The sequence below is a fragment of the Bernardetia aquimarina genome (assembly GCF_042180575.1).
GTDB lineage: Bacteria > Bacteroidota > Bacteroidia > Cytophagales > Bernardetiaceae > Bernardetia.
In genome coordinates this window covers 4,116,614-4,138,033 of sequence record NZ_CP170094.1, presented here as the reverse complement: position 1 = coordinate 4,138,033, position 21,420 = coordinate 4,116,614, and the positions used below count along the sequence as shown (strand labels likewise).

The following is a 21,420-nucleotide window of genomic DNA, read 5'->3' as shown; positions in this document are numbered from 1 at the left end:
AACTATGCAGATTTTCAGTTCGTAATTGATAATTCGTAATTCGTAATTGTTTCTACGGTTTTCCTTGTTGTAATTGTTGTACATAACGCACTACTTTCCAACGCTCTTCTGGATTAAGCTGAACTTTTACAGGCCACATACGACCTTTTCCATACGTAATTACATGGAAAATCCAACCTTCATTCAAAGTTTTATAACGACCTGCTGTATAGTTAGGAACACCATTATAAACTGCTCCTACTTTACCATCACCTTTTCCTTCTGCACCATGACAAGCTGCACAATACGTCAAGAAAAGATGCTTTCCGTCTGCTAATACTTGTTCGTCGTCTTTTGGTAAAGGATTTGTCCAAGTTTTTGAAGCAAGCTCTACACTATCTCTGTGCATCTCATAAAACAGCGATTTACCTTCTAACTCTTCAGTTTGATATTTCTGACGTTTTACTGTACCCACAGGAGGCATAAGCATGTTGGTAACCTTTTTTCTTAAATCAGGATTTTCAGCCAATTCTTCTTTTGTATAGTATCCATAAATAGATGCTGGAGAAGTATTGAAATAATCATCAAACACAGAGTACCAATGATTTTCGTTTTCCACTACTTGGCTAAGTGGTTCGTAAGGAACAGAATGATACATTTGAGGTGCATATTCAACTCCTGGATAATTTTCTTCTGCTCCACAACTAGCCAATAGAGTCATCATTGCAACTCCCAAGACAGCGTATAAAGTAGAAAATGTAAATGTATTAAATAGCTTCATTGCTTTTATTTTTAATTAATCTGTATAATCAGATAGGTAATAAATTATTTAGGACGGCTCGTAGAACGAACACCATGCTTGAATAAATCACCCAAATATTTGAAGAACGAAGGGTTATTTTCTTCTTCTGTAAAATCTTTACGATTTACTTCTTCTGCACCTGCTTCTTCCAAAACAGTTTTGATTTCTGCTTCTGACAAGCTATTTTTTGCTAAATCAATAGCTACAATATGCTTATCATCTGTACTACGACGATCGAAAATGCGAGGAACTTTATAAGGCTTCAAGTCTTGAGAAACCAAAAATGAACCTACCATTCCGAAGGCAGAAAAAAGAACAGTCATCTCAAAAGATACAGGAACAAAATCAGGAATAGAAATAAAAGGCTTTCCACCAATAATCATAGGCCAAAGTGCGCCCATCATACCTGTTTGCATCGTAATTGCACAAGTAGTTCCTAATGCTCCAAACATAAAGGCTGCTTTTGGAAGCCAAGAATGTCCGTACCCTAAATTTTTCTCCAGTCCATGAACTGGGTATGGATTAAATACTTCATAGATAGAAACTCCTTTTTCACGGATATGATCAACACCGTGTTTGAGGTCATCTTCATCACTATATACTCCTAATATATAGTGTTTATCTACTTCCATTGTATTTGATGTATGTGCCATAATTATAATCTATTTTATATCAGTTATCTAAATTCTCTTTTAATTTAATTGAATAATTAGTAGAGAATTAAACAACATTATGAGGATCTTTAATGGTATCTCTATTTTTATAAACGTGGTGGTTAGATGATTTCAATACAGCTTTTACTTCTGCCATGTTTATCACAGGGAAAAACTTAGCAAACAAGAAGAATAATGTAAAGAACAATCCGAAAGTAAATACATAACACATTACATCCCATGCCGTTGGACTGAAATACGTCCAAGAAGAAGGAAGATAATCATTATGAAGTGAAGTAACAATAATTACAAAACGCTCAAACCACATTCCGATATTTACAATAATAGAAAGGATAAATGTAAATACGATACTTGTACGAAGTTTCTTAAACCAAAATACTTGTGGAGAAATCACGTTACAAGTCATCATTGACCAATATGCCCACCAATAATCTCCTGTCGAACGGTTGATAAAACAGTACTGCTCATAAGGAACACCTGAATACCAAGCCATAAATAATTCTGTAATATAAGCAATACCTACGATTGAACCAGTTACCATGATAATAATGTTCATCAGTTCGATATGCTCTAAAGTAATATAATGCTCTAGTTTATACACTTTACGAGTGATAATCATAAGCGTAAGTACCATCGCAAATCCTGAGAAAATTGCTCCTGCAACAAAGTAAGGAGGAAAGATTGTTGTGTGCCACCCTGGAATTACTGAGGTTGCAAAGTCCATACTTACAATCGTATGTACTGAAAGTACAAGAGGTGTAGAAAGACCTGCCAAAATCAATGACATAGATTCGTAATGAACCCAAGCCTTTGCACCACCTACCCAGCCAAGACTAAGCGCACCATAAAAAATACGACCAAAACGAGTAACAGCACGGTCACGGATGGTCGCAAAGTCAGGTACAAGTCCCATAAACCAGAAAACAAGTGATACAGAGAAGTATGTTGAAATGGCAAAAACGTCCCAAAGAAGTGGAGAATTGAAGTTTACCCACAGAGAACCAAATGTATTTGGAATAGGTAATACCCAATAAGCCCCTAACCAAGGACGACCCATGTGAACAATAGGCCAAACGGCTGCACAAATAACGGCAAAAATTGTCATTGCTTCTGCTGCACGGTTAATAGCTGTACGCCATTTTTGACGGAAAAGTAAAAGTACGGCAGAAATAAGTGTTCCTGCGTGACCGATACCTACCCACCAAACAAAGTTGGTAATATCCCAAGCCCATTGTACGGTTTTATTCAAACCCCAACGACCAATTCCGTTCCAAAGCATATCTCCTAAGAATGCTCCTCCTGCTACAAGCAGAACTAAAGCAAAAGCAAAAGCCCCCCACCATAATGGAGCTGGACTATCTTCTACTCTTCCTGCAATATCCTTTGTAATATCGTGATAGGTCTTATCACCAGTTACTAAGGGTTCTCGTACATCTGATATTATTTGCATGATGATGTAATAATGTTGTGATGATTATCTAATTATTTTCTTTAATATATTTTTTAAAGTAAGGTTTATAAAGAATTACAAACCTTACTCTTTTTTTATTTTTATGACTGTGCAGCCTCTTTCATATCTTCAACTGATTGAGGAGTTACACCAGAAGGAACAAATGCTTCTTCTTGGTTACGAACCTTAGTCAAGTACCAAACATTCGGACGAGTATTAATCTCGTGAAGAACATTATAAGCACGCTTGTCTAATTCTGGCTCTAATAACTTCACAATTTCGCTGTCTCGGTTATTCAAATCTCCAAAAGTGATTGCATTTGTAGGACATGCACTAGCACAAGCAGTAACTACTTCGCCATCACGCACCTTACGGCTTTCACGTTTTGCAGCTAATTTACCTTCTTGGATTCTTTGTACACAAAGTGAACATTTTTCCATTACACCACGAGAACGAACTGTAACATCAGGATTCAAGACCATTTTACCAAGAGCATTATTCATGTTATAATCAAACTCTGAGTTATTGTGGTATTTGAACCAGTTGAAACGACGAACTTTGTAAGGACAGTTATTTGCACAATATTTTGTACCTACACAACGGTTGTATGTCATTTGGTTAAGACCCTCTGAACTGTGTGTAGTTGCAGCAACTGGACAAACAGTTTCACAAGGAGCATTATTACAATGCTGACACATCATGGGTTGGAATACAACTTCTGGATTTTCCGAAACTGCTTTCAACTTAGGATAATCAGAAGCTCCTGGACTTTCACCTGGTGCTAATTTAGTTGATGAAGTATAATAACGGTCAATACGCATCCAGTGCATTTCACGACGATTTTCTACTTCTGTCTTTCCAACAACAGGAACGTTGTTTTCCATACTACAAGCTACCAAACAAGCCGAACAACCTGTACAAGTGTTCAAGTCGATAACCATTCCCCAGTGATGGAGATTATATTCAAAAGTATCTGCTGCATACTCATCACGCTCACGCTGACGAATAAGCCAGTTATCTTCTGTACCTGGTTTTACAGTATCTTTTTTATCGTATTGAGAAATCTCATCTTTATCAGAACCATAACCATCACTATCAATATCCCAAATTGAAATATCAGTAGGTTCGGTTTTCTTACCATCCATTGTAACTTTAGGGTCGTATTTTTTAGCTATCAAATTATCAACATCTTGATAATCTTTCAAGATAGCCTCTTGAATAATCGTTTCACGACCTAAATATGTTTGGTGAGTTTGAGTACGAGCAATTTTTTCAGTTTCACCTGCTTTTTTAATAGTTACACCTTTTGTACGTGCATACTGGATAAATCCATCACGCATAGAAAGCATTTTGTAAGCATTTTCTCCTTTTGCTTCAACAGAAACTTTTCCTAAGTTATTGTTTTTGTTGTTTTCGTCATCTTCTTTATGTCCATAACCTAACGAAATAGCAATCGTATTGGCTGGCATACCTGGTTGAATAATCACAGGAAGAAAATATTCTAATTTATCAACTGTAATTTTTGCTTTAGAAGTTTTTACTTCAACTGTCTCAAAACCAAGCTCTGCTGCTTTTTGCATAGAAACAAGAACAGCATGTCCCCAAGTCAATTTTGTAATTGGGTCTGGTGTTTCTTGAATCCAAGGATTATTTGCCATTGAACCTGTTCCCATTACAGGAGAAGGATAAACAACTAATTCTACTTCTTCTCCTTGAGTAGGAACAGTAGTAGTATAATTCTTTTTGATATTTGCATCTATGCTAGACCAATCAGCATCTGCATAAACTAATTCTTTTGACATTTCTGTCACTGGAACACCTACAATTTCTTGTGCTGTAACTGTTTCTTGATCTACTACAAAATCATTTTGAGAAAACTCTGTATCTACAATAGCAACCCCATTCGCAAGGCTATCAGTTGTAACAGTAGTTTCTGATACTAAAGGAGTAGATTCTATTTCAGATGCAGAAGCAGAAGCATTCATTTTACGAGTATAAACTCCATCATGAAGTACTTTTTTCCAAAAGTTTTCAAAGTTCATTCCTTTCATAGAAAGACCTTTGTTTTTCCATGTCTTACGTAAATAGGTGTAATAATCACCTTCCATTCCTGCCCAAGCCATCAAGCTATCTTGAAACTGACGAGTATCAAAAATTGGATTGATAGTAGGTTGAATAAGACTTAAATGACCAGCTTTTGGCTCTGCATCATTCCAAGATTCTAAATAGTGACGGTCTGGAGTAAGATATGTACAGAAATTTGCTGTTGCATCAACTCTGTCTGAAGTAGAAACTGACAACTTAGCTTTAGGAAGAGCTGCTGCAATATCGCCTCCTCTTGGGTGGTCATAAACAGGGTTACAATTATAGAAAATTACACTTGCACCACCTTGTAAATCTTTTATAAAATCTGTCATTTGCTTATCATCACCTTTGCGCTGATAAGAAGGGTTTTGCATATCAATCGTTTTGCCGTAGCTTCCTAATTTCTGATTGATTGCATTGACAAGTTGCTGAACGTCTGGGTCATTTGAGCCAGAAACTACAAGAGCTTTTCCGTTTGCAGCTTTAAGGTCTTTGAGAAGTTGTTGATAATTTTTCTCTAAAACAGCATTTTCAAATTTGAAAGCACCACCAGCGTTTCCACCAAGTGCTTTATACAAAGCTGCTACAATCGCACCTTCTTGTGAAGGAGAAATTGGCAAACGATAATCTGCCGAAGCACCTGTATTTGAATAAACAGATTCAATTTGATAATGACGAGACATCGTTTTCTTCTTATCTGAAATCTTACGAGTCTTTGCATATTGTACTGAATGCTCTACTTGTGAAAGCCAAAAGCCTAAAAAGTCAGCATTGATAGAAACAATAAGCTCTGCTTTATCAAAATTATATGAAGGAACTACTTTTCTTCCAAAACTACGGAAGTTAGCTTCCATCATACCCGAAACAGAAACAGGGTCATACGACACATGTTTTGCTCCCGTTTTAGCACAAAATTCATTTATAAGTTTTTGAGTAGTCGGACTTACAACAGTCTGGCTAACTAAACGAAGATCAGAACCAATTTTTGAAGAGATTTCAGCATCAACTGTTTTCCAATCTGTTTTTTCGTTGTTTTTTAAAGGATGTTTTGCTTTTTCGTTGTCATACAATCCTAAAACAGATGCACTAATACGAGCATTTACTTTTCCTTTTGAAAGAGGAGAAAATGCGTTTCCATCTGCAAAAATAGGACGACCTTCACGAGTTTTGATAACTACTGGACTAGCTTCACCACCATCTACAAACGTAGAAGCGTAATAATTTGGAATAGTAGGAACAATTTCCTCAGGTGCAGTAAGATACGGAATAGCATTTCTGACAGGAGCTTCACAGGCAGTCAAAGAAACGGCTGCTACACTAAATCCCATCACTTTTAAGAAATCACGACGAGAGCTTTTAGTAATATCATCGTCTTCTTCCTCAGTATTATCTCCATAAGCATCCTTTATTTTAAGGTCTTGTGGAAATTCTTTTTCAGCGTTTTGGATAAATTCAGGCTCGTTTTTTAATTGTTCGATGCCCTTCCAATATATGCGTTCACTTAATTTCATTATAGTAGGTTTAAGTAGTTGAGCGATAAATTAATAGTGACATTTAGAACATTCAAGCCCACCAATATCTTCAACTTTTAATGGTTCTTTAGAAGTAGAATTATGCAATTTGATAAGATTATCATAATAATCATTTCCTTTTGCATTTACATCCCATTCACGGTGGCAGTTGACACACCAACCCATAGTAAGTAGCGACACTTGTTGTACTACTTCCATTTCTTGTATTTCACCATGACACGTCTGACATTCAATACCACCCACTTTTACGTGTTGAGAGTGATTGAAGTAAGAAAGGTCTGGTAAGTTATGTACACGAACCCACTGAATAGGCTCATTTTTTTCAATAGCGTTATAAATTTTTTGAATCTCTGGAGAACCACGACGAAGTTCGCCATGACAGTTCATACAAACATTTGCAGAAGGAATAACGGCAGACTTGCCTTTTTCTACTCCTGAGTGACAGAATTTACAATCAATTTCGTAAAAACCTGCGTGAAGTTTGTGAGAGAATTTAATCGGTTGAGTAGGAGCATATCCTTGCTGTACACCGATTGTCCAAAGTCCTGCAAAAAGTTCTTTTGCTCCAACAGCTACTAGTACGAATAATACGACACCAATAAAACCAGGGCTTGTAAAGAAGGCTTTGAAATCAAATATAGATTGAGTAACTACTGTATTTTCGTCTTCTTCTAGTTTTTCACGCTTCAAATAGTTAGAAAGAACTGAAGTAAGAACAACTAATACTAAAGCTACTACCAATAAGATAGCAATAAGAGCAATTACAATTCCTAATAAAAGACCTGAGTTTGCAGTTCCACTTTCTTGAGGAAGTTCAGGATTCTCAGGTCCTACAACAGTAGTAGGAACAGGAACAGTTTTGATATAGTCTAAGATAGAAGCAACTTGAGCATCTTCAAAGAAATCGTGATTTGGCATCATCTGCCCATACTCTTTATAGAGTTTGGCTGCATATTCATTTCCTTCTGTAATTGTCTTTTCAGGGTATTTAATGAAGTTGATGATAGCTGCACGGTCAGGCCAACGGCCTTCTGCACCATTCAATGCAGGACCTACCACTTTCTTGTGGACAGCATGACATTGAGCACAGTTTCCGTCAAAAAGTTCTTTTCCTTGTGCAATTACTTCAGGACTTGCTCCAGCAGTAGCATCTGCACCATCTGTGGCAGCCATGTCAGTTGTTTGTGCTGTTGAATCTGTATCGCCTTGAGCATAACACTGTGTAGAGAATGTCATTACAGTAGAGAAGACCAAAAGCATCAAGACAAAAGCAAAAGCACTTCCTGTAACATTTCTTTTAAGGCTTCGTTTGAATGAACGTACCCTATCAGAATATGACTTTTGTATTAGTAGTTGTTTGAATAACATATTTTTTAAATAATATAGGTGGCAAGCACAAAATAATATGAAGATAAATGATATGAATAGCCTTCTTTCTTTCAAAAAATTGGCTGGTATATTTAGCTATTATGAGACTGTGCTGTTTTCGTTTACAAAATTAGTATCCGTATTCGTTTTTATCAATGTTTATTTCAAATTCTCTCAAATTTTGTTTTTCACTAAAAAACAATAACTCACTGATTTACAACATTTTATGTTTTTTTAAAAAATTTCAACATCTAATTTAAAATGATTCTAAATAATTTTAAGTTCTTTTTTCACTTGTTTTTCTAAAAAAAAGAAAATTTGATTTTAAACAATGTACAAATGAAAATAGAAGAGGTATTGAAAGTTTATTCAAAAACAACTTGCTTCAATCTACTTGTCAAAGTTATTTAAAATCTCATTAGCTGATAACTAATAGAAAAGATTAAAAAAAATAGAACTACATATAAGCAAAAACTATATTTTACTCATCTTATTTTTTATTGCTCATATTTGCACTTCCTTTTGAGATGAAATTGAATTACCATTCAAAATTATTTCTTTTGTCATTAAAAACAAAATCTATTTCACTACTATTTAATAAAGAGTTTTGAAAAGACACAACAAATTCCTTTTTTTTCAAAAAAATAGAAAAATATGTTATTATAGCTTTTTTTGATAAAATTTTTGATTACCTTTGTGTCTTAGTTTTCGAAAACGCTAAACCATAAAATTATGTCAGTTACTAGATTAGAACGCAAATTGAAGCGTCGTCGTCGTGCCTCAGTTGCACGTGACAAGATGCTTAAAAACAACAACTTTGTTCCTCCAATGCTTAATGTAGATGTTGAGGCAATCAAAGCAGAATTTGAAAAAAACAAAAAAGCGTAGGTCTATCTATAAAGACCAAAACATATAAAAAACCTTCACTCTGATTTTAGAATGAAGGTTTTTTTTATGGATTAGAATTTCTAGTAAATGGAAAGTATCTAACATTTATTTTCAATTCTAAAAATCAAATTTTATGCTTCTAACTCTATTCTAACCAACTATATGCATAGTTTGTATCTACATAATCTAATGCTTGTTTGGTAAGATAAAGAGGACGAAATGTGTCCACCATAACAGCATATTCGTGTGTATCTTTTTTACCAATACTTGCCTCATACGTTCCAGGGTGAGGACCATGAACAATTCCTCCAGGGTGAATCGTAAAAGAACCTCTATCAATTCCTTTTCTACTCATAAAATCCCCTTCTGCATAGAAAAGAACTTCATCAGAATCAATATTTGAGTGATTGTAAGGCGCAGGAATAGAGTCTGGATGATAATCAAAAAGACGTGGAACAAAGGAACAAATCACAAAACCACCTTCTGATTGAAAGGTCTGATGAACAGGTGGTGGCTGATGAATGCGTCCAGTAATCGGTTCAAAATCATAAATAGAAAGTGTATAAGGATACAAACAACCATCCCAACCTACAACATCTAATGGAGAGAAATCATAGACATGTTGGTGCAAAAAGTTTCCTTTTTTTGTTTTGATGAGGGTTTCTTTTGATTCATTCTCTGTAATTAATTCTTGTGGTCCATGAATATCACGCTCACAATAAGGAGAATGTTCTAAGAGTTGTCCCATTCGATTACGATAACGATTTACTGTTTCGATAGGCGCACGAGATTCAGTAATCATCATTCTGACCTCTACTTTATTTCCATTTTCGTCCACTTGATTTTCATCAAATTCCATTTTATAAACTGTTGTTCTTGGAATGACTACATAATCTCCTTTTTTCACTCTTAATTTTCCTTGTGGACAATATAAATAGCCATTTCCATCATGCATATAAATCACTTCATCGTGTTCGCCATTTTTGTAAAAATAATCCATTGTGTTTTTACTTGGATTACAGATAGACAAAACACACTCATTATTGGCAAGCAAAGGAACACGAGCATCTAAAAAATCTCCTCCTGTACGCTTCGAAAGAGAAGTTTTGAGGTGCATTGGTTGAAGAGGATAATCTGTAAGCAATTCTGTTTTTACAGGAATTGGCTCAAGCATTTTTTTTATTTTGGTGGGTGGATTTATATGATAAAGTATTGTATAAATACCATCAAATCCACGAGAACTGACAAGCTGTTCGTGATACAGACTACCATCTTCTTGTCGAAATTGTGTATGTCTTTTGGGTGGAATCTGACCCATTTTTTGGTAATAACTCATTGTTTTGTGTTACTTTATGGTTGGATTGTGTGATTTAGTTGCTATTTTTCTATAAAAAAAGAACTCTAATAGAGTGTTTTAGTTTAACAGACAAACAGTTCAATTTTTTCATTAAAAATATAGTATTCAAAAATAGAAAAGTGTAATCTATTCTCAAAATGGAAATTTACGTAAAATTAGCGCAATTTCTTTACTACCTAGGTATTTTTTTGTGTTATCTTTGTAGGTAATTTTAGCTACTCTTTCTGATATTGCTTTTACACACAAGCCATTTTTTAGTTTTCTTAAGAAAGATTTTTTGTAAAATGTTAATTAAAAAAATAGAAATAAACAACAATGTCTTCTACTTCCAATCCTAAAACTGACCCAAACTCTAAACCGAATCCTAACAAGGTAACTGCTAAAGTTCCTGATGAAAAAGAAGCATTCAAAACACTCAATACAAACAAAATTTATATTCCTGTTTTGATTGGACTTGGTGTTGCTGTTTATTTTTTTGTAGAAAAAGTTGATATTCCTATTTTTTTAGATGCGCTAAGCAAATCAAATTGGATTTGGTTTTTTGCTGCTTTGATAATGCTTTTGGCTAGAGATGCTGGCTATGCTTATCGTATCAGAATGATTAGTGATGAGGAGCTTTCTTGGCAATCCAGTATTTATATAATTTTGCTGTGGGAATTTGCTTCTGCTGTTACACCTTCTGTTGTGGGAGGAACGGCTGTTGCTATTTTTATCTTGAATAGAGAAGGATTATCTTTTGGAAAATCGATGGCGTATGTTATGATGACGGCATTATTAGATAATTTCTTTTTTATTGTTTTTTCTCCTTTGGCTATTTTTGTATCTAATTATTATGACTTTATGGTTTTTCCTGCTATTTCAGCAGACATGTTTAATGAATTTGTGCAAAAACAAGGTTTGAAAGGAGCTTTTTATATTAGTTATGGTTTGACGGTTATTTATGCTGCTTTTTTTGCGTATGGTTTACTCATCAATCCTCGTGGTTTTAAATGGCTTTTGGTAAAAGCAACATCAATCAAATTTCTTAGGCGATTTAAAGAAGGCGCAACCAATACAGGAAATGAAATGATAATTGCAGCCAAAACATTGCGTGGGAGTGGAATTTCATTATGGATAAAAGCTGTTTTTCTCACTTTCTTTATTTGGATTGCTCGTTATTTGATGCTTAACTGTTTAATATCTGCATTTACACCTCTTGAATTAATAGACCATCTTTTTGTATTTTCTCGTCAGATAGCAATGTGGATTGTGATGTTACTTTCTCCAACACCAGGAAGTAGTGGCACTGCAGAAGCCGTTTTTTGTACATTTTATGCCGAATATTTAAGAACAGAATTTTGTGATGCCGTAGGAATTTTGTGGCGACTTTTCTATTATTATCCTTATCTTTTTATTGGTGCTTTGTTTTTGCCTCGTTGGATAACAAGAGTTAATAAAAACAGAAATAATAGAAAACAGAAAAAATAAAATATGGACAACCAGTTTGGATTATTTTTGATTAATCCTTCTTATTCTCAAAGGCTTTTAGCTCTGCTTGAGCTTCTTTGCTTAGAAGTATTAAGATTAAACCTAAAATTAACATACATATTCCTAAAACAGCCAAAAGACCCTCTGTTCTTAAAGCTGCATAACCAAAAGTAAATGCTAAGATTAAAATTATTCCTAAAACTAATGCTATACTAGAGAGTACTATAAATATCATTCTTGCCCATTTAGGCTTCAACCAAAACAAGACTGTAAACACATTTGCAAACAAAGAAGGAACTTCCCAATAAGATATTGTTGTGCTAAAATTCGAAGAATACATAGCCATCAACAAAAATGGAAGAGAAAAAGTAGCTAATGTAATGCAATAAATTTTATTAATCGTCCAAAAATAAAAAAGTTTTTTATTTTTGCCTGCACTTTCGAAAAGCATGTCAGAATCTAATGTTTCAATTTCTTCATGTTTCTGTTTTTTATCTACAAAAGCTATCTTAGAATAAGAGAAAAGTGATGAAAATGCAATTATACTAAGGAGAAAAGGAATTATCTTTAAATCTTCAAATCCGTAACCAAATTTGTTATTAAAGAATATCCCAAAAAAAATCATTACAAGAAAACAAAAGGAAACAAGATAACCTAAATATCTGGTTATCAATAAATCAGTAATTATCCATAGTATAAAAGATAAAAAACAAAGGAAAGAACAAATCACAAGAACTACAAATAATGGCATAAATGGACTTGAAGCAAATGTTTCTATTGCTTTGCTTAGTGAAAATGCTGAAAATACAGATAAAAAACTCAACCCTAAATAACAAAGACCAATGGCTTTTCGAATAGATATATTTTTCATAATTTATTTACGTTACAAAATAATTCTAGCACCATTCCCTTCACAAACAGGATTGATATAGGTTTGAATTGGAATATCTACATTTTGATAGACTTTTTCTAAAGCATTTTTGATAATTTCTGCATTTTCTTTTCCTCTTGCCATTGCAAAAACAGAAGGACCTGAACCCGAAATTCCGAAAGCTAGAGCCTTATTTTCTAAAGCTGCTTGTTTCATTTCTTTGAATTTTGGAATCAAAAGACTACGCATTGGCTCAATGACTAAATCTTGTAACGAATCTGAAAACAAATCATAATCTTTTTCATACAAACTAACCACAAAAGCACCCATAAGTCCCATCTGCTGACTAAAAGTAGCTACTGAAAGTGTGGATTTTAAAATCTTACGAGAGTCAGAAGTATTGAGCTTTACATGTGGATAAAGCGTAACAGCAAATAAATCTTCCAAAACAGGAAGCTCTAAAATATCATTTTGTTTGTTTCCTTTTGAAAGAATAATTCCACCCAAAATAGAAGGCGCAACATTATCTACATGTGCGCTTCCACAGGCTACACGTTCGCCTTCGGCAGCAAAAACAACCAATTCTTTATTAGAATATGGCTTTCCGATAAGCTCATTATATCCAAAAGCTGCTGCTGCACTACTTGCGCTACTAGAACCCAAACCACTTCCAGAAGAAAAGCCTTTTTTCAAGATAATATCAACTCCAATAAACTCATTTTGTGCTTCTTGCATTTTACGAATTACGACAGAAGAACAGTTTTTATCGGCTTCTAAAGGCAAATTATCGCCATTTATGATTTGAAGGATTTTATTTTCCGTTGTTCCGTTGGGAGTAAGCGTAATTTCATCGCCCATATTTCCCAAAGAAAGTCCTAAAATATCAAAACCAACATTAAAATTGGCTATCGTGGCTGGTGCAAAGGCTGTTATTTTTTTCATATATTTTCTCGTTCAAGCATATGCTTGGACGCTCTTTTTTGCAAGCATATGCTTGCGAAGTGGTAAGCACAAGATAGAATCTTGCGCTAGATAAAAAAGGTTATATTTTAGTTATTCATAATAAACATCAAATCAGCAAAAACACCACTTGCTGTTACGGCTGCTCCTGCTCCTGCTCCCTTGATTACCAAAGGCTCATCAACATAACGATTTGTATTTATTGCCACTACATTATCTTTTCCTTCCAAATTATAAAACGGACTATTCGACGGAATTTCTTGTAATGCAACTGATAAATTTCCCTTTTCCATTTTGGCAACAACCTTCAATTTATTGCCGTTTTTGTGTGCATTTTGATAAAGAGTTTTGAAATGACTTTCACTCATTTTTAGGTTTTCAAAGAGTTCTTCTACGCTTTTTGAGTTGGTACATTCGTTTGGTAAAAAGCTATTGAAAGTAATATCTGACATTTCTCTATCTAACCCTGACTCTCTTGAAAGAATTAAGATTTTTCGCATTACATCTAGTCCTGAAAGGTCAATTAATGGATTTGGTTCTGTATAACCTTCTTCTTTTGCTTGTAAAACAACGTCAGCAAACTGATTTTCAGCATTATAATTATTAAAAATAAAATTCAGACTTCCCGAAATTACAGCTTCTATTTGATTGATTTTATCGCCACTAATTCGGAGGTCATAAATCGTTTTCAAAATTGGAAGGGCTGCACCGACAGAAGTTTCATATTTGAAATAAATATTTCTTTCTTTAGCTAATTTATTCAATTTCAAATAGGTAGCATATTCACTACTACACGCAATTTTATTACACGTAACTACCGAAATGCTATTTTTTATCAAAAATTCATAGCCTTCACTTACAATATCCGAAGCTGTATTGTCAATAAAAACGCTATTGCGAAGATTGAGTTTTTTGATAGTTTCAAAATATTCATTTAAAGAAGAATAGGCTTTTACATTCTCACTCTTTTTACTACTTTCTTTACCTTGCTTGAATTTCAAAATTTCCTCTTTTGTCAGTTCTTCTACCTTTTCGAAAGTTTCAGAAGAGTGATTGAAAAGCATCTTTTTACTGTTTGCAACTCCTATTATTTTGAGATTGATTTGATATTCTTCAATGAGTTTTTGTTTTTGAGCAAAGAGAATATTTATAAATTCTGTGCCTACATTTCCAATTCCTGCAATAAAAACGTGAACATTTTTGACTGCTGAAGCAAAGAATTTTTCGTGAATTACATTTAATGCTTTTTCTTCGTCTTTTTTATCAATTACGATAGAGATATTTCTTTCTGACGCACCTTGTGCTATTGCTGTTACATTAATTCCATTTTCTCCTATTGCTCCAAAAATTTTACCAGCCAAGCCAATCGCATTTTTCATATTATCGCCTACTAGAGCTATAATACATTGATTTTCTGTTGCTTTTACTTCATTCATCAATCCTCTTCGAATATCCTTTTCGAAAGCAGAATTAAGTGCATTTTTTGCAGCCAAAAGTTCTGATTGATTGATTCCAATACCAATACTTTGTTCAGAACAGCTTTGAGTAATCAGAATAATATTGATATTTGCTTCTTCCAAAATCTGAAAAACTCGTCTTGCACTTCCTTTTTGCTTGGCAAGTCCAACTCCTGAAACGGTAATAATTGCAATTTCATCTAGCGAACAAATACCTTGAATTTTATTGTCTGTCAGTTGATTTTCACTACTGATAAATGTTCCTTCTTGTTCTGGAAAAAATGTATTTTTCAGATACAATGGAATATTTTTATCCATTACTGGCAAAATAGAAGGGGGATACAAAACTTTTGCACCAAAATACGCCATTTCAAAAGCCTCAGCATAACTCAATTTTTGTAAGGAATGCGTTGCCTGTACTTTTCTAGGGTTTGCCGTTTGCATTCCATTTACATCACTCCAAATTTCCAAACATGTAGCATCAACAGCATTTGCATAAATAGAAGCTGAAAAATCCGAACCTCCACGTCCTAAAGTAACAGTTTCGCCTTTTTGATTATGTGCTACAAAACCTGCAGCAATATAATTTTTATTTTTTATGTCATTGGTGGGGACACCAACAACGGCAGAGGATGAAGAACCAACAACAGCTAAAATATTTCTTGTCGTTTTTTCTAAATCTAAAATAGCATTTAGATAATCTTTTGATTCATAAGTATTTGTCGAAATCAACTTTTTACTGTCTAATAAATCAACTTGAATAGACTTTTTTGTATTTACAGAAAGGTATTTTTGTACAATGATAGAAGAAAGTCTTTCTCCAAAGCTCAAAATAGTTGCTCTTGTTCGGTCAGAGAGTTCTTTGAGTGTTCCTACACTTTCACAGATAGCTTCTAGCTGATTGCATTTTTGCTGAACTTCTACAAAAAGGTCTATTTGATGCGATTCTGAAACGAGCTGTTTGATAAATTCGAAATGAAAACTTCTAAACTCCTCTAACAAAATGGTATGTTTTGATTCTAAAGAAAGACTTGCAATTTGTTCTAATTTATTGGTAATTCCTGAAAAAGCAGAAACTACAACAATATAGTTTTCAGTTTTTGAAGAAAGAATAGTTGCTATTTTTTCAAGGTTGGATTTTGAGGAAACACTTGTTCCTCCAAATTTTAGGACGAGCATTTGAGATTTATTTGTGTCATTGATAAAAATACCAATAACGGCGAAAACAGTAGATTTTAAAAGAATGTCAAATTTACGATTTAATTTTTGATAGCATAATTCTATTAAAAAAATAGTCTCAAGGTTTTTGCAAAAGTCGTGAATAAGCCAAATTTTATTTTAGATTTTAAATCTACTTCAACAAAAAAAGTTTGCCAAACAGTTTTTGATATAAAAACTGGATTAACAAACTCATTCAAACTAAAAATAATACCTCAAAAAATTAGGACATCATTTCTACTGATTTATAAATTTTGTCGATAAGGTCTTTTTTATCCCAAGGTTTAGATAAGAAAAACTGCATATTTCCTTCTTTAAATGCGTGTTGGATGGCTTCATCTTCTGCCTGTCCAGAAAGCATTATTTTTCCTACTTTAGGAAATTGTTTGTGTATCTCTACCAAGAGTTCGTCGCCTTTCATTTCAGGCATCAACCAATCTGTAATAACAACTAATGTATTAATACTTCTTTCTGTCAGAAAATCAAGTATTTCTAATGCTTCATCCCCACTTTCTGCTGTTTCGATAATAAAATCATCATTAAATTCTTGCATTAATTGTATTTTGAGACTTCCTAAAATAATATGATCGTCATCTACACAGAGTATTGCTTTTGTTTTTTTTGCTTTTGCCATAAAATAAAATAATTTTGGGTGGTTTAGTATAGTTACTTATAAGATATTTTTCAAAGATAGTTAAACTGCTTATTTATCTTGCAAAAATTAAATTACATAGTGGTAAAATTATATATTTTGCAGTAATTGGTAATATCACAAAAACAATAATTGCTTGATTAGTTAGCAGTTATATAGAAATATTACTAAAATAGTTCTATTTTGCTGATATATTTTAAGATAAAAAAAACATTTTGAATTTGTTTAAATTGGTAATTCAACAAAAAAGGTAGTTCCTTTATTTAGTTCTGTTTCAAACCAAATTTTACCCTTGTGTTTTTCTACAATTTTTTTTGTAATATCTAAACCCAAACCACTTCCTTCTCCTTCTCTTTTAGTTGTAAAAAAAGCATCAAAAACTTTATCTTGTATATCTATTGGAATGCCATCCCCTGTATCTGTTACGGAAATAAAAACTTTTTGGTTGTCAAGCCTTGTCGTGATGCTCAAATCCCCTTTGTTTTTCATAACCTGTATAGCGTTATAAATAAGGTTTGTCCATACTTGTATCAGTTCATCTGGATAACCTAAAAAGTCAGGAATTTTTTCAAAATGAAGTTGTAAGTCTATTCCATTTTTAAATTGATTTTCATAAAGAGTAAGTGTATTTTCAATACTATCATTAATATTTACGATTGCTTTCTCTCCTGTTTGACTTTGACGGGAAAAGTTTTTGAGTGCAAAAATAATCTTAGATGCCTTATCAGTAGCTAATTTTATTGTTTTGTTGTTTTTAGCAATTCTAGAAAGTTGGTGAGCCACCTTAAAAGTATAACAAGGGTCTTCTGTTTCTAATAAAGGTTCATATAATTCTGGATTATTATAAATTTCTAATTCTACTATAAAACTGGCTATTGTATCTGTATTATCAACTTGTAGTTTTTCAAGTTTCTCTATCAAATTATATTTTATTACTCTTTTTTCCCTAGAAGAAAAGTTATTTTTGGCACTTACTGAATATTCTATCAATTTATTAAAGACAAGTGATTTTTCAGTAGATAATCCCTGTAAAAATGCTGCAAGACGAGGCAAAATTTCGTCCATCGTAATGACTGAATTATCAGCCAAAGAACGAATTGCTCCCAAAGGAGTATTTATTTCATGTGCTACATTGGCAGCAAGCTGTCCTAAAGTAGCCATTTTTTCTGTTTCTATAAGTTGTCTTTGAGCAGTTTGTACTTTACGCATTTCATCTTGTAAATCTCTGAACTTCAAACGAAGTTCTAACTGTGTCATTACTTGATTGCCCAAGGTTTTGAGTGCAAATTTTTGTGCTTCGGTTAGTTTTTTGGGTTTATTATCGATGACACAAAGTGTTCCTAGATTGAGTCCCTCTGGATTTTTGAGAGGCATTCCAGCATAAAAACGAATATTCAAACCATCTTTGTCTGCTACAAGAGGATTATCATGAAAACGCTCATCTTCAAGGGCATTTTCTACTTCAAAGACATCATCTTGAAGAATAGCATGAGCGCAAAAAGCCATATCTCTATGTGTTTCAAGAGCATCTAAGCCTACTTTTGCTTTAAACCATTGGCGTTCAGAATCAATTAAAGAAACCAAAGAAATTTCAGATTCACAGATTTGAGAAGCTAATTTTACCAAATCATCAAATTCTTTTTCGGATTCTGTATCCATTATTTCATAGTTCAACAAAGCTTTTAAGCGTTCGTTTTCATTAGTGGGTAAAGGTGCTGAAATCATAAGTTAAAAAAATAATTATACAGAATAATTTGGTCTCAAAACAACAAAAAGACCAACTTTTGTTTAGAAAAATTGGTTTTTATTTTATGTAGTTAATTTTTTTTGATTATACAGGTTTGTAAAAAAATATCGAATGCTTTTATTTAGTTGTTAATGCTTTTTTAAGATTCATCTGACAAACTTTCTGAGCTTTCTTCACTTTCATCTTCCTCTATTTCATTCTCATCAATTGGGTCATCCTCCAACTCACTATCTTGAAGTTCATTAGCCAAAATAGCCCCTACACCTACTGCCGTAGCTATTGCAGCAGCATCTTCTATATCACTTCCTTCATCATCATATTCTGTATCATCTTCATCATCATCGTAGTCGTCATCATAATCATCATCAAAAAAATCTTCATCATCAAACTCATCTCCACCAACAGACTTTGAGCGTTTGTACATTTTTCTTACCCTTTCAATATCTCCTTTTATCTTCAAAGAATCAGCAACACCAAGTTGAAGGTCAATTTCTATTTGTTCGATAAAATCCATCTCTTCTTCAGTAACAATATTATCTTCCATTACCCTATCAATGAGATTTTGTAATACTTGGATTTTGATGCTGTTTAGTTCTGCATCAGACATTCCTAATCTAGATTGTAATGCTCTCACATCAGACATTTCATCGGTGGTAATAATACCATCATCACAGGCTTCTAAAATAGCTACAAAAAGCTGTTGTCTTGCTTGAATAGCTCTACCTGAGTCTGGACTTGGGGCAGCCGAGCCACTAAAAAGTTGTTGAAATTTATTAATAAGATTTTTAAGCAAACTCATAATTACACTATTTTTTATACAAAAATTGAAAGTAGAAATTCAATAAAAATTATTTTTGAACCTTATCACAAAGTAACATTTTTTTTTAAATTTTCTAGTATTCCTTTGGTTTTTATTAAAGTTATAAAGTATTTATTGCTATAAAAAGTCTTTTTCTTCTAATTTATCTAAAATAAGTGCTATACATTCTTGAATTGTAATTTGGCTACTATCGATAATTAAATCTATTTCGTTAGACAATGGTTTCTCAAAAGGGCTACTAATTCCTGTAAATTCTTTTATTTCTCCTGTCCTTGCTTTTTTGTAAAGTCCTTTCACATCTCTTTTTTCGCAAGTTTCTAAAGGACAATCAATAAATACTTTGAATAAATTAGTAGTAAGGTCATTATTCTTTTGAAAAATATCGGTAAGCAGTTTTTGATTTTGATGAGTAGGTGTAATAAAAGAAGCCAACACCACAAAACCCGTTTCGTAGAAAAGTTTGGCTACCTCAGCCGAACGACGAATATTTTCATTTCTATCTTCTAATGAAAAACCTAGATTGTTATTAAGTCCGTTTCGAAGCAAATCACCATCCAATTTTTTGATTAAAGTAGAAGGGTAGTTGTGTTTTAATTTTTCAAAAAGGGCATCTGAAAGTGTTGTTTTGCCAGAGCCTGAAAGACCTATAAACCAAATTACGAAAGGACGAAGAGATTGAGACATGAGAATTGGGATATCCAAAAGTTAGAATATGAGAATAATAAAGAATATTTTTTCAAACTTTCTGTTTATACACTTTCTTAAAAAAAGAATCATGAATTCTGTTACATCAAATTTAATTAAATAAGTTGTAAATCGTATATTTGTAGTCCATTAAAAATATAGCAAACGCATTTTAATTATACCAAACATAAATTTATAAGATTTTTATATTCTTTTGATTTATATTCTCTATCGTCTTACTCTAAAATAGAACAGCATTGAAAGTCATTGAACATTTAAACACAAATAAAGGTAAAACTCTTTTTTCATTCGAACTTATACCACCACTAAAAGGCGAAAGCATTCAATCTATTTTTGATGCTATGAATCCTTTAATGGAATTTAAACCTCCTTTTGTTGATGTTACTTATCACAGAGAAGAATATGTGTATAAAATACGTGGTGGGGGATTATTAGAACGAAAAGTAACTCGCAAACGCCCTGGAACAGTAGGTATTTGTGCTGCTATCATGAATCGCTATCAAGTAGATGCAGTTCCTCATATTATTTGTGGAGGGTTTTCAAAGGAAGAAACTGAAAACGCACTGATAGATTTATCTTTTTTAGGAATTGAAAATGTGCTTGCACTTCGTGGGGATGCTGTTAAATCAGAAGGTTCTTTTATTCCAGAAAAAGATGGACATAATTATGCTGTTGATTTGATTGGTCAGATTGTAGATATGAATAAGGGAAATTATATTGATGATGATTTGCATCATCCCATTCCAACTAACTTTTGTATTGGTGTCGCAGGTTATCCAGAAAAGCATTTTGAAGCTCCTAATCTAAATAGTGATATGAATGCTTTAAAAGCAAAAGTAGATGCAGGTGCAGAATATATTGTTACACAAATGTTTTTTGATAATTCAAAGTATTTTGAGTTTGTAGAAAAATGTAAAGAGTTTGGAATCAATGTTCCTATTATTCCAGGACTCAAACCTTTTACCACTCAAAAACAACTTAGTGTTTTGCCTCGTATTTTTCATATTGATATTCCAGATGATTTGGTAATGGCTGTTTCAGCTTGTAAGGATAATAAGGCTGTTGTACAAGTAGGAATAGAATGGGCTGTCCAACAATCAAAAGAATTGATGGAAAAAGGTGTTCCATGTCTTCATTATTATACAATGGGACGTTCGGGAGCAACTGAAAAAATTGCAGCACAGTTATTTTAAAAACCTACTATTGGACAAATTCATTTTTTGTTATAATTTTTTTCAAAATAACCTTTCTAAAAAAGATAAATATTTTTTTTAGAAAGGTTATTTTGTATATTGAAGCCGTATTCTTTTTAAGAAAATATTTATATATTTATTTGCTTTTTCAAAAAGCTGTTATACCTTTTAATATACACACAATCAAGAAAATTT

General features: G+C 33.0%; 16 protein-coding genes. 3 read left to right on the top strand and 13 right to left on the bottom strand.

Annotated elements, in window-relative coordinates:
• Positions 1-52: 52 nt before the first annotated feature.
• The 5 genes from ACE193_RS17670 to ACE193_RS17650 form a co-directional block, all read right to left on the bottom strand.
• The gene (locus ACE193_RS17670; protein ID WP_375559547.1) at positions 53-760 is read right to left on the bottom strand and encodes a c-type cytochrome; all 708 of its coding nucleotides are present in this window, start codon (positions 758-760) and stop codon (positions 53-55) included.
• A gap of 44 nt (positions 761-804) precedes the next feature.
• A complete protein-coding gene (locus ACE193_RS17665; RefSeq protein WP_375559546.1) occupies positions 805-1,434 on the bottom strand; it encodes a DUF3341 domain-containing protein in 630 nt (209 codons plus the stop codon).
• A gap of 67 nt (positions 1,435-1,501) precedes the next feature.
• Complete coding sequence (gene nrfD / locus ACE193_RS17660; protein WP_375559545.1) at positions 1,502-2,905, bottom strand: NrfD/PsrC family molybdoenzyme membrane anchor subunit; 1,404 nt, start codon at positions 2,903-2,905, stop codon at positions 1,502-1,504.
• A gap of 101 nt (positions 2,906-3,006) precedes the next feature.
• Entirely contained in the window at positions 3,007-6,501 is a 3,495-nt protein-coding gene (locus tag ACE193_RS17655; protein ID WP_375559544.1) for a TAT-variant-translocated molybdopterin oxidoreductase, read from the bottom strand.
• Between the two features lie 30 nt (positions 6,502-6,531).
• Positions 6,532-7,890, bottom strand: coding sequence for a c-type cytochrome (locus ACE193_RS17650; protein WP_375559543.1), 1,359 nt, complete (start codon positions 7,888-7,890; stop codon positions 6,532-6,534).
• A gap of 732 nt (positions 7,891-8,622) precedes the next feature.
• Between ACE193_RS17650 and ACE193_RS17645 the strand changes: the two genes are divergently transcribed.
• Entirely contained in the window at positions 8,623-8,778 is a 156-nt protein-coding gene (locus ACE193_RS17645; protein ID WP_014798305.1) for a hypothetical protein, read from the top strand.
• A 145-nt stretch (positions 8,779-8,923) separates the two neighbouring features.
• On the opposite strand, the gene ACE193_RS17640 is transcribed toward ACE193_RS17645, so the two are convergent.
• Positions 8,924-10,114 carry a homogentisate 1,2-dioxygenase gene (locus tag ACE193_RS17640; protein ID WP_375559542.1) on the bottom strand — a complete coding sequence of 397 codons (1,191 nt, stop codon included), beginning with the start codon at positions 10,112-10,114 and terminating at the stop codon, positions 8,924-8,926.
• A 336-nt stretch (positions 10,115-10,450) separates the two neighbouring features.
• Here ACE193_RS17640 and ACE193_RS17635 point away from each other — a divergent pair, with 336 nt between their 5' ends.
• A complete protein-coding gene (locus ACE193_RS17635) occupies positions 10,451-11,602 on the top strand; it encodes a YbhN family protein (protein WP_375559541.1) in 1,152 nt (383 codons plus the stop codon).
• Between the two features lie 31 nt (positions 11,603-11,633).
• Here ACE193_RS17635 and ACE193_RS17630 read toward each other — a convergent pair whose 3' ends face one another.
• From ACE193_RS17630 to cysC, 7 genes are all read right to left on the bottom strand, one after another.
• Positions 11,634-12,473 carry a hypothetical protein gene (locus ACE193_RS17630; protein ID WP_375559540.1) on the bottom strand — a complete coding sequence of 280 codons (840 nt, stop codon included), beginning with the start codon at positions 12,471-12,473 and terminating at the stop codon, positions 11,634-11,636.
• A 12-nt stretch (positions 12,474-12,485) separates the two neighbouring features.
• Positions 12,486-13,415, bottom strand: coding sequence for a homoserine kinase (locus ACE193_RS17625; RefSeq protein ID WP_375559539.1), 930 nt, complete (start codon positions 13,413-13,415; stop codon positions 12,486-12,488).
• A gap of 107 nt (positions 13,416-13,522) precedes the next feature.
• Positions 13,523-16,069: a bifunctional aspartate kinase/homoserine dehydrogenase I gene (gene thrA, locus ACE193_RS17620; RefSeq protein ID WP_375559538.1), complete on the bottom strand. Its 2,547-nt coding sequence runs from the start codon at positions 16,067-16,069 to the stop codon at positions 13,523-13,525.
• A gap of 262 nt (positions 16,070-16,331) precedes the next feature.
• Positions 16,332-16,742 carry a response regulator gene (locus ACE193_RS17615; RefSeq protein ID WP_375559537.1) on the bottom strand — a complete coding sequence of 137 codons (411 nt, stop codon included), beginning with the start codon at positions 16,740-16,742 and terminating at the stop codon, positions 16,332-16,334.
• A gap of 243 nt (positions 16,743-16,985) precedes the next feature.
• Positions 16,986-18,485: an ATP-binding protein gene (locus tag ACE193_RS17610; RefSeq protein ID WP_375559536.1), complete on the bottom strand. Its 1,500-nt coding sequence runs from the start codon at positions 18,483-18,485 to the stop codon at positions 16,986-16,988.
• A 161-nt stretch (positions 18,486-18,646) separates the two neighbouring features.
• Positions 18,647-19,306 carry a hypothetical protein gene (locus ACE193_RS17605; protein ID WP_375559535.1) on the bottom strand — a complete coding sequence of 220 codons (660 nt, stop codon included), beginning with the start codon at positions 19,304-19,306 and terminating at the stop codon, positions 18,647-18,649.
• Positions 19,307-19,444: 138 nt separating this feature from the next.
• Positions 19,445-20,011, bottom strand: a complete 567-nt coding sequence (gene cysC / locus ACE193_RS17600; protein ID WP_375559534.1) for an adenylyl-sulfate kinase — start codon at positions 20,009-20,011, stop codon at positions 19,445-19,447.
• 257 nt (positions 20,012-20,268) lie between these two features.
• Here cysC and metF point away from each other — a divergent pair, with 257 nt between their 5' ends.
• Positions 20,269-21,225 carry a methylenetetrahydrofolate reductase [NAD(P)H] gene (gene metF / locus ACE193_RS17595; protein ID WP_375559533.1) on the top strand — a complete coding sequence of 319 codons (957 nt, stop codon included), beginning with the start codon at positions 20,269-20,271 and terminating at the stop codon, positions 21,223-21,225.
• The last annotated feature ends 195 nt before the right edge of the window (positions 21,226-21,420 follow it).

Coding starts and splice junctions, on each gene's coding strand:
- ACE193_RS17670 (WP_375559547.1), bottom strand. CDS start 760: ATGAAGCTATTTAATACATTTACATTTTCTACTTTATACGCTGTCTTG.
- ACE193_RS17665 (WP_375559546.1), bottom strand. CDS start 1,434: ATGGCACATACATCAAATACAATGGAAGTAGATAAACACTATATATTA.
- nrfD (WP_375559545.1), bottom strand. CDS start 2,905: ATGCAAATAATATCAGATGTACGAGAACCCTTAGTAACTGGTGATAAG.
- ACE193_RS17655 (WP_375559544.1), bottom strand. CDS start 6,501: ATGAAATTAAGTGAACGCATATATTGGAAGGGCATCGAACAATTAAAA.
- ACE193_RS17650 (WP_375559543.1), bottom strand. CDS start 7,890: ATGTTATTCAAACAACTACTAATACAAAAGTCATATTCTGATAGGGTA.
- ACE193_RS17645 (WP_014798305.1), top strand. CDS start 8,623: ATGTCAGTTACTAGATTAGAACGCAAATTGAAGCGTCGTCGTCGTGCC.
- ACE193_RS17640 (WP_375559542.1), bottom strand. CDS start 10,114: ATGAGTTATTACCAAAAAATGGGTCAGATTCCACCCAAAAGACATACA.
- ACE193_RS17635 (WP_375559541.1), top strand. CDS start 10,451: ATGTCTTCTACTTCCAATCCTAAAACTGACCCAAACTCTAAACCGAAT.
- ACE193_RS17630 (WP_375559540.1), bottom strand. CDS start 12,473: ATGAAAAATATATCTATTCGAAAAGCCATTGGTCTTTGTTATTTAGGG.
- ACE193_RS17625 (WP_375559539.1), bottom strand. CDS start 13,415: ATGAAAAAAATAACAGCCTTTGCACCAGCCACGATAGCCAATTTTAAT.
- thrA (WP_375559538.1), bottom strand. CDS start 16,069: ATGCTCGTCCTAAAATTTGGAGGAACAAGTGTTTCCTCAAAATCCAAC.
- ACE193_RS17615 (WP_375559537.1), bottom strand. CDS start 16,742: ATGGCAAAAGCAAAAAAAACAAAAGCAATACTCTGTGTAGATGACGAT.
- ACE193_RS17610 (WP_375559536.1), bottom strand. CDS start 18,485: ATGATTTCAGCACCTTTACCCACTAATGAAAACGAACGCTTAAAAGCT.
- ACE193_RS17605 (WP_375559535.1), bottom strand. CDS start 19,306: ATGAGTTTGCTTAAAAATCTTATTAATAAATTTCAACAACTTTTTAGT.
- cysC (WP_375559534.1), bottom strand. CDS start 20,011: ATGTCTCAATCTCTTCGTCCTTTCGTAATTTGGTTTATAGGTCTTTCA.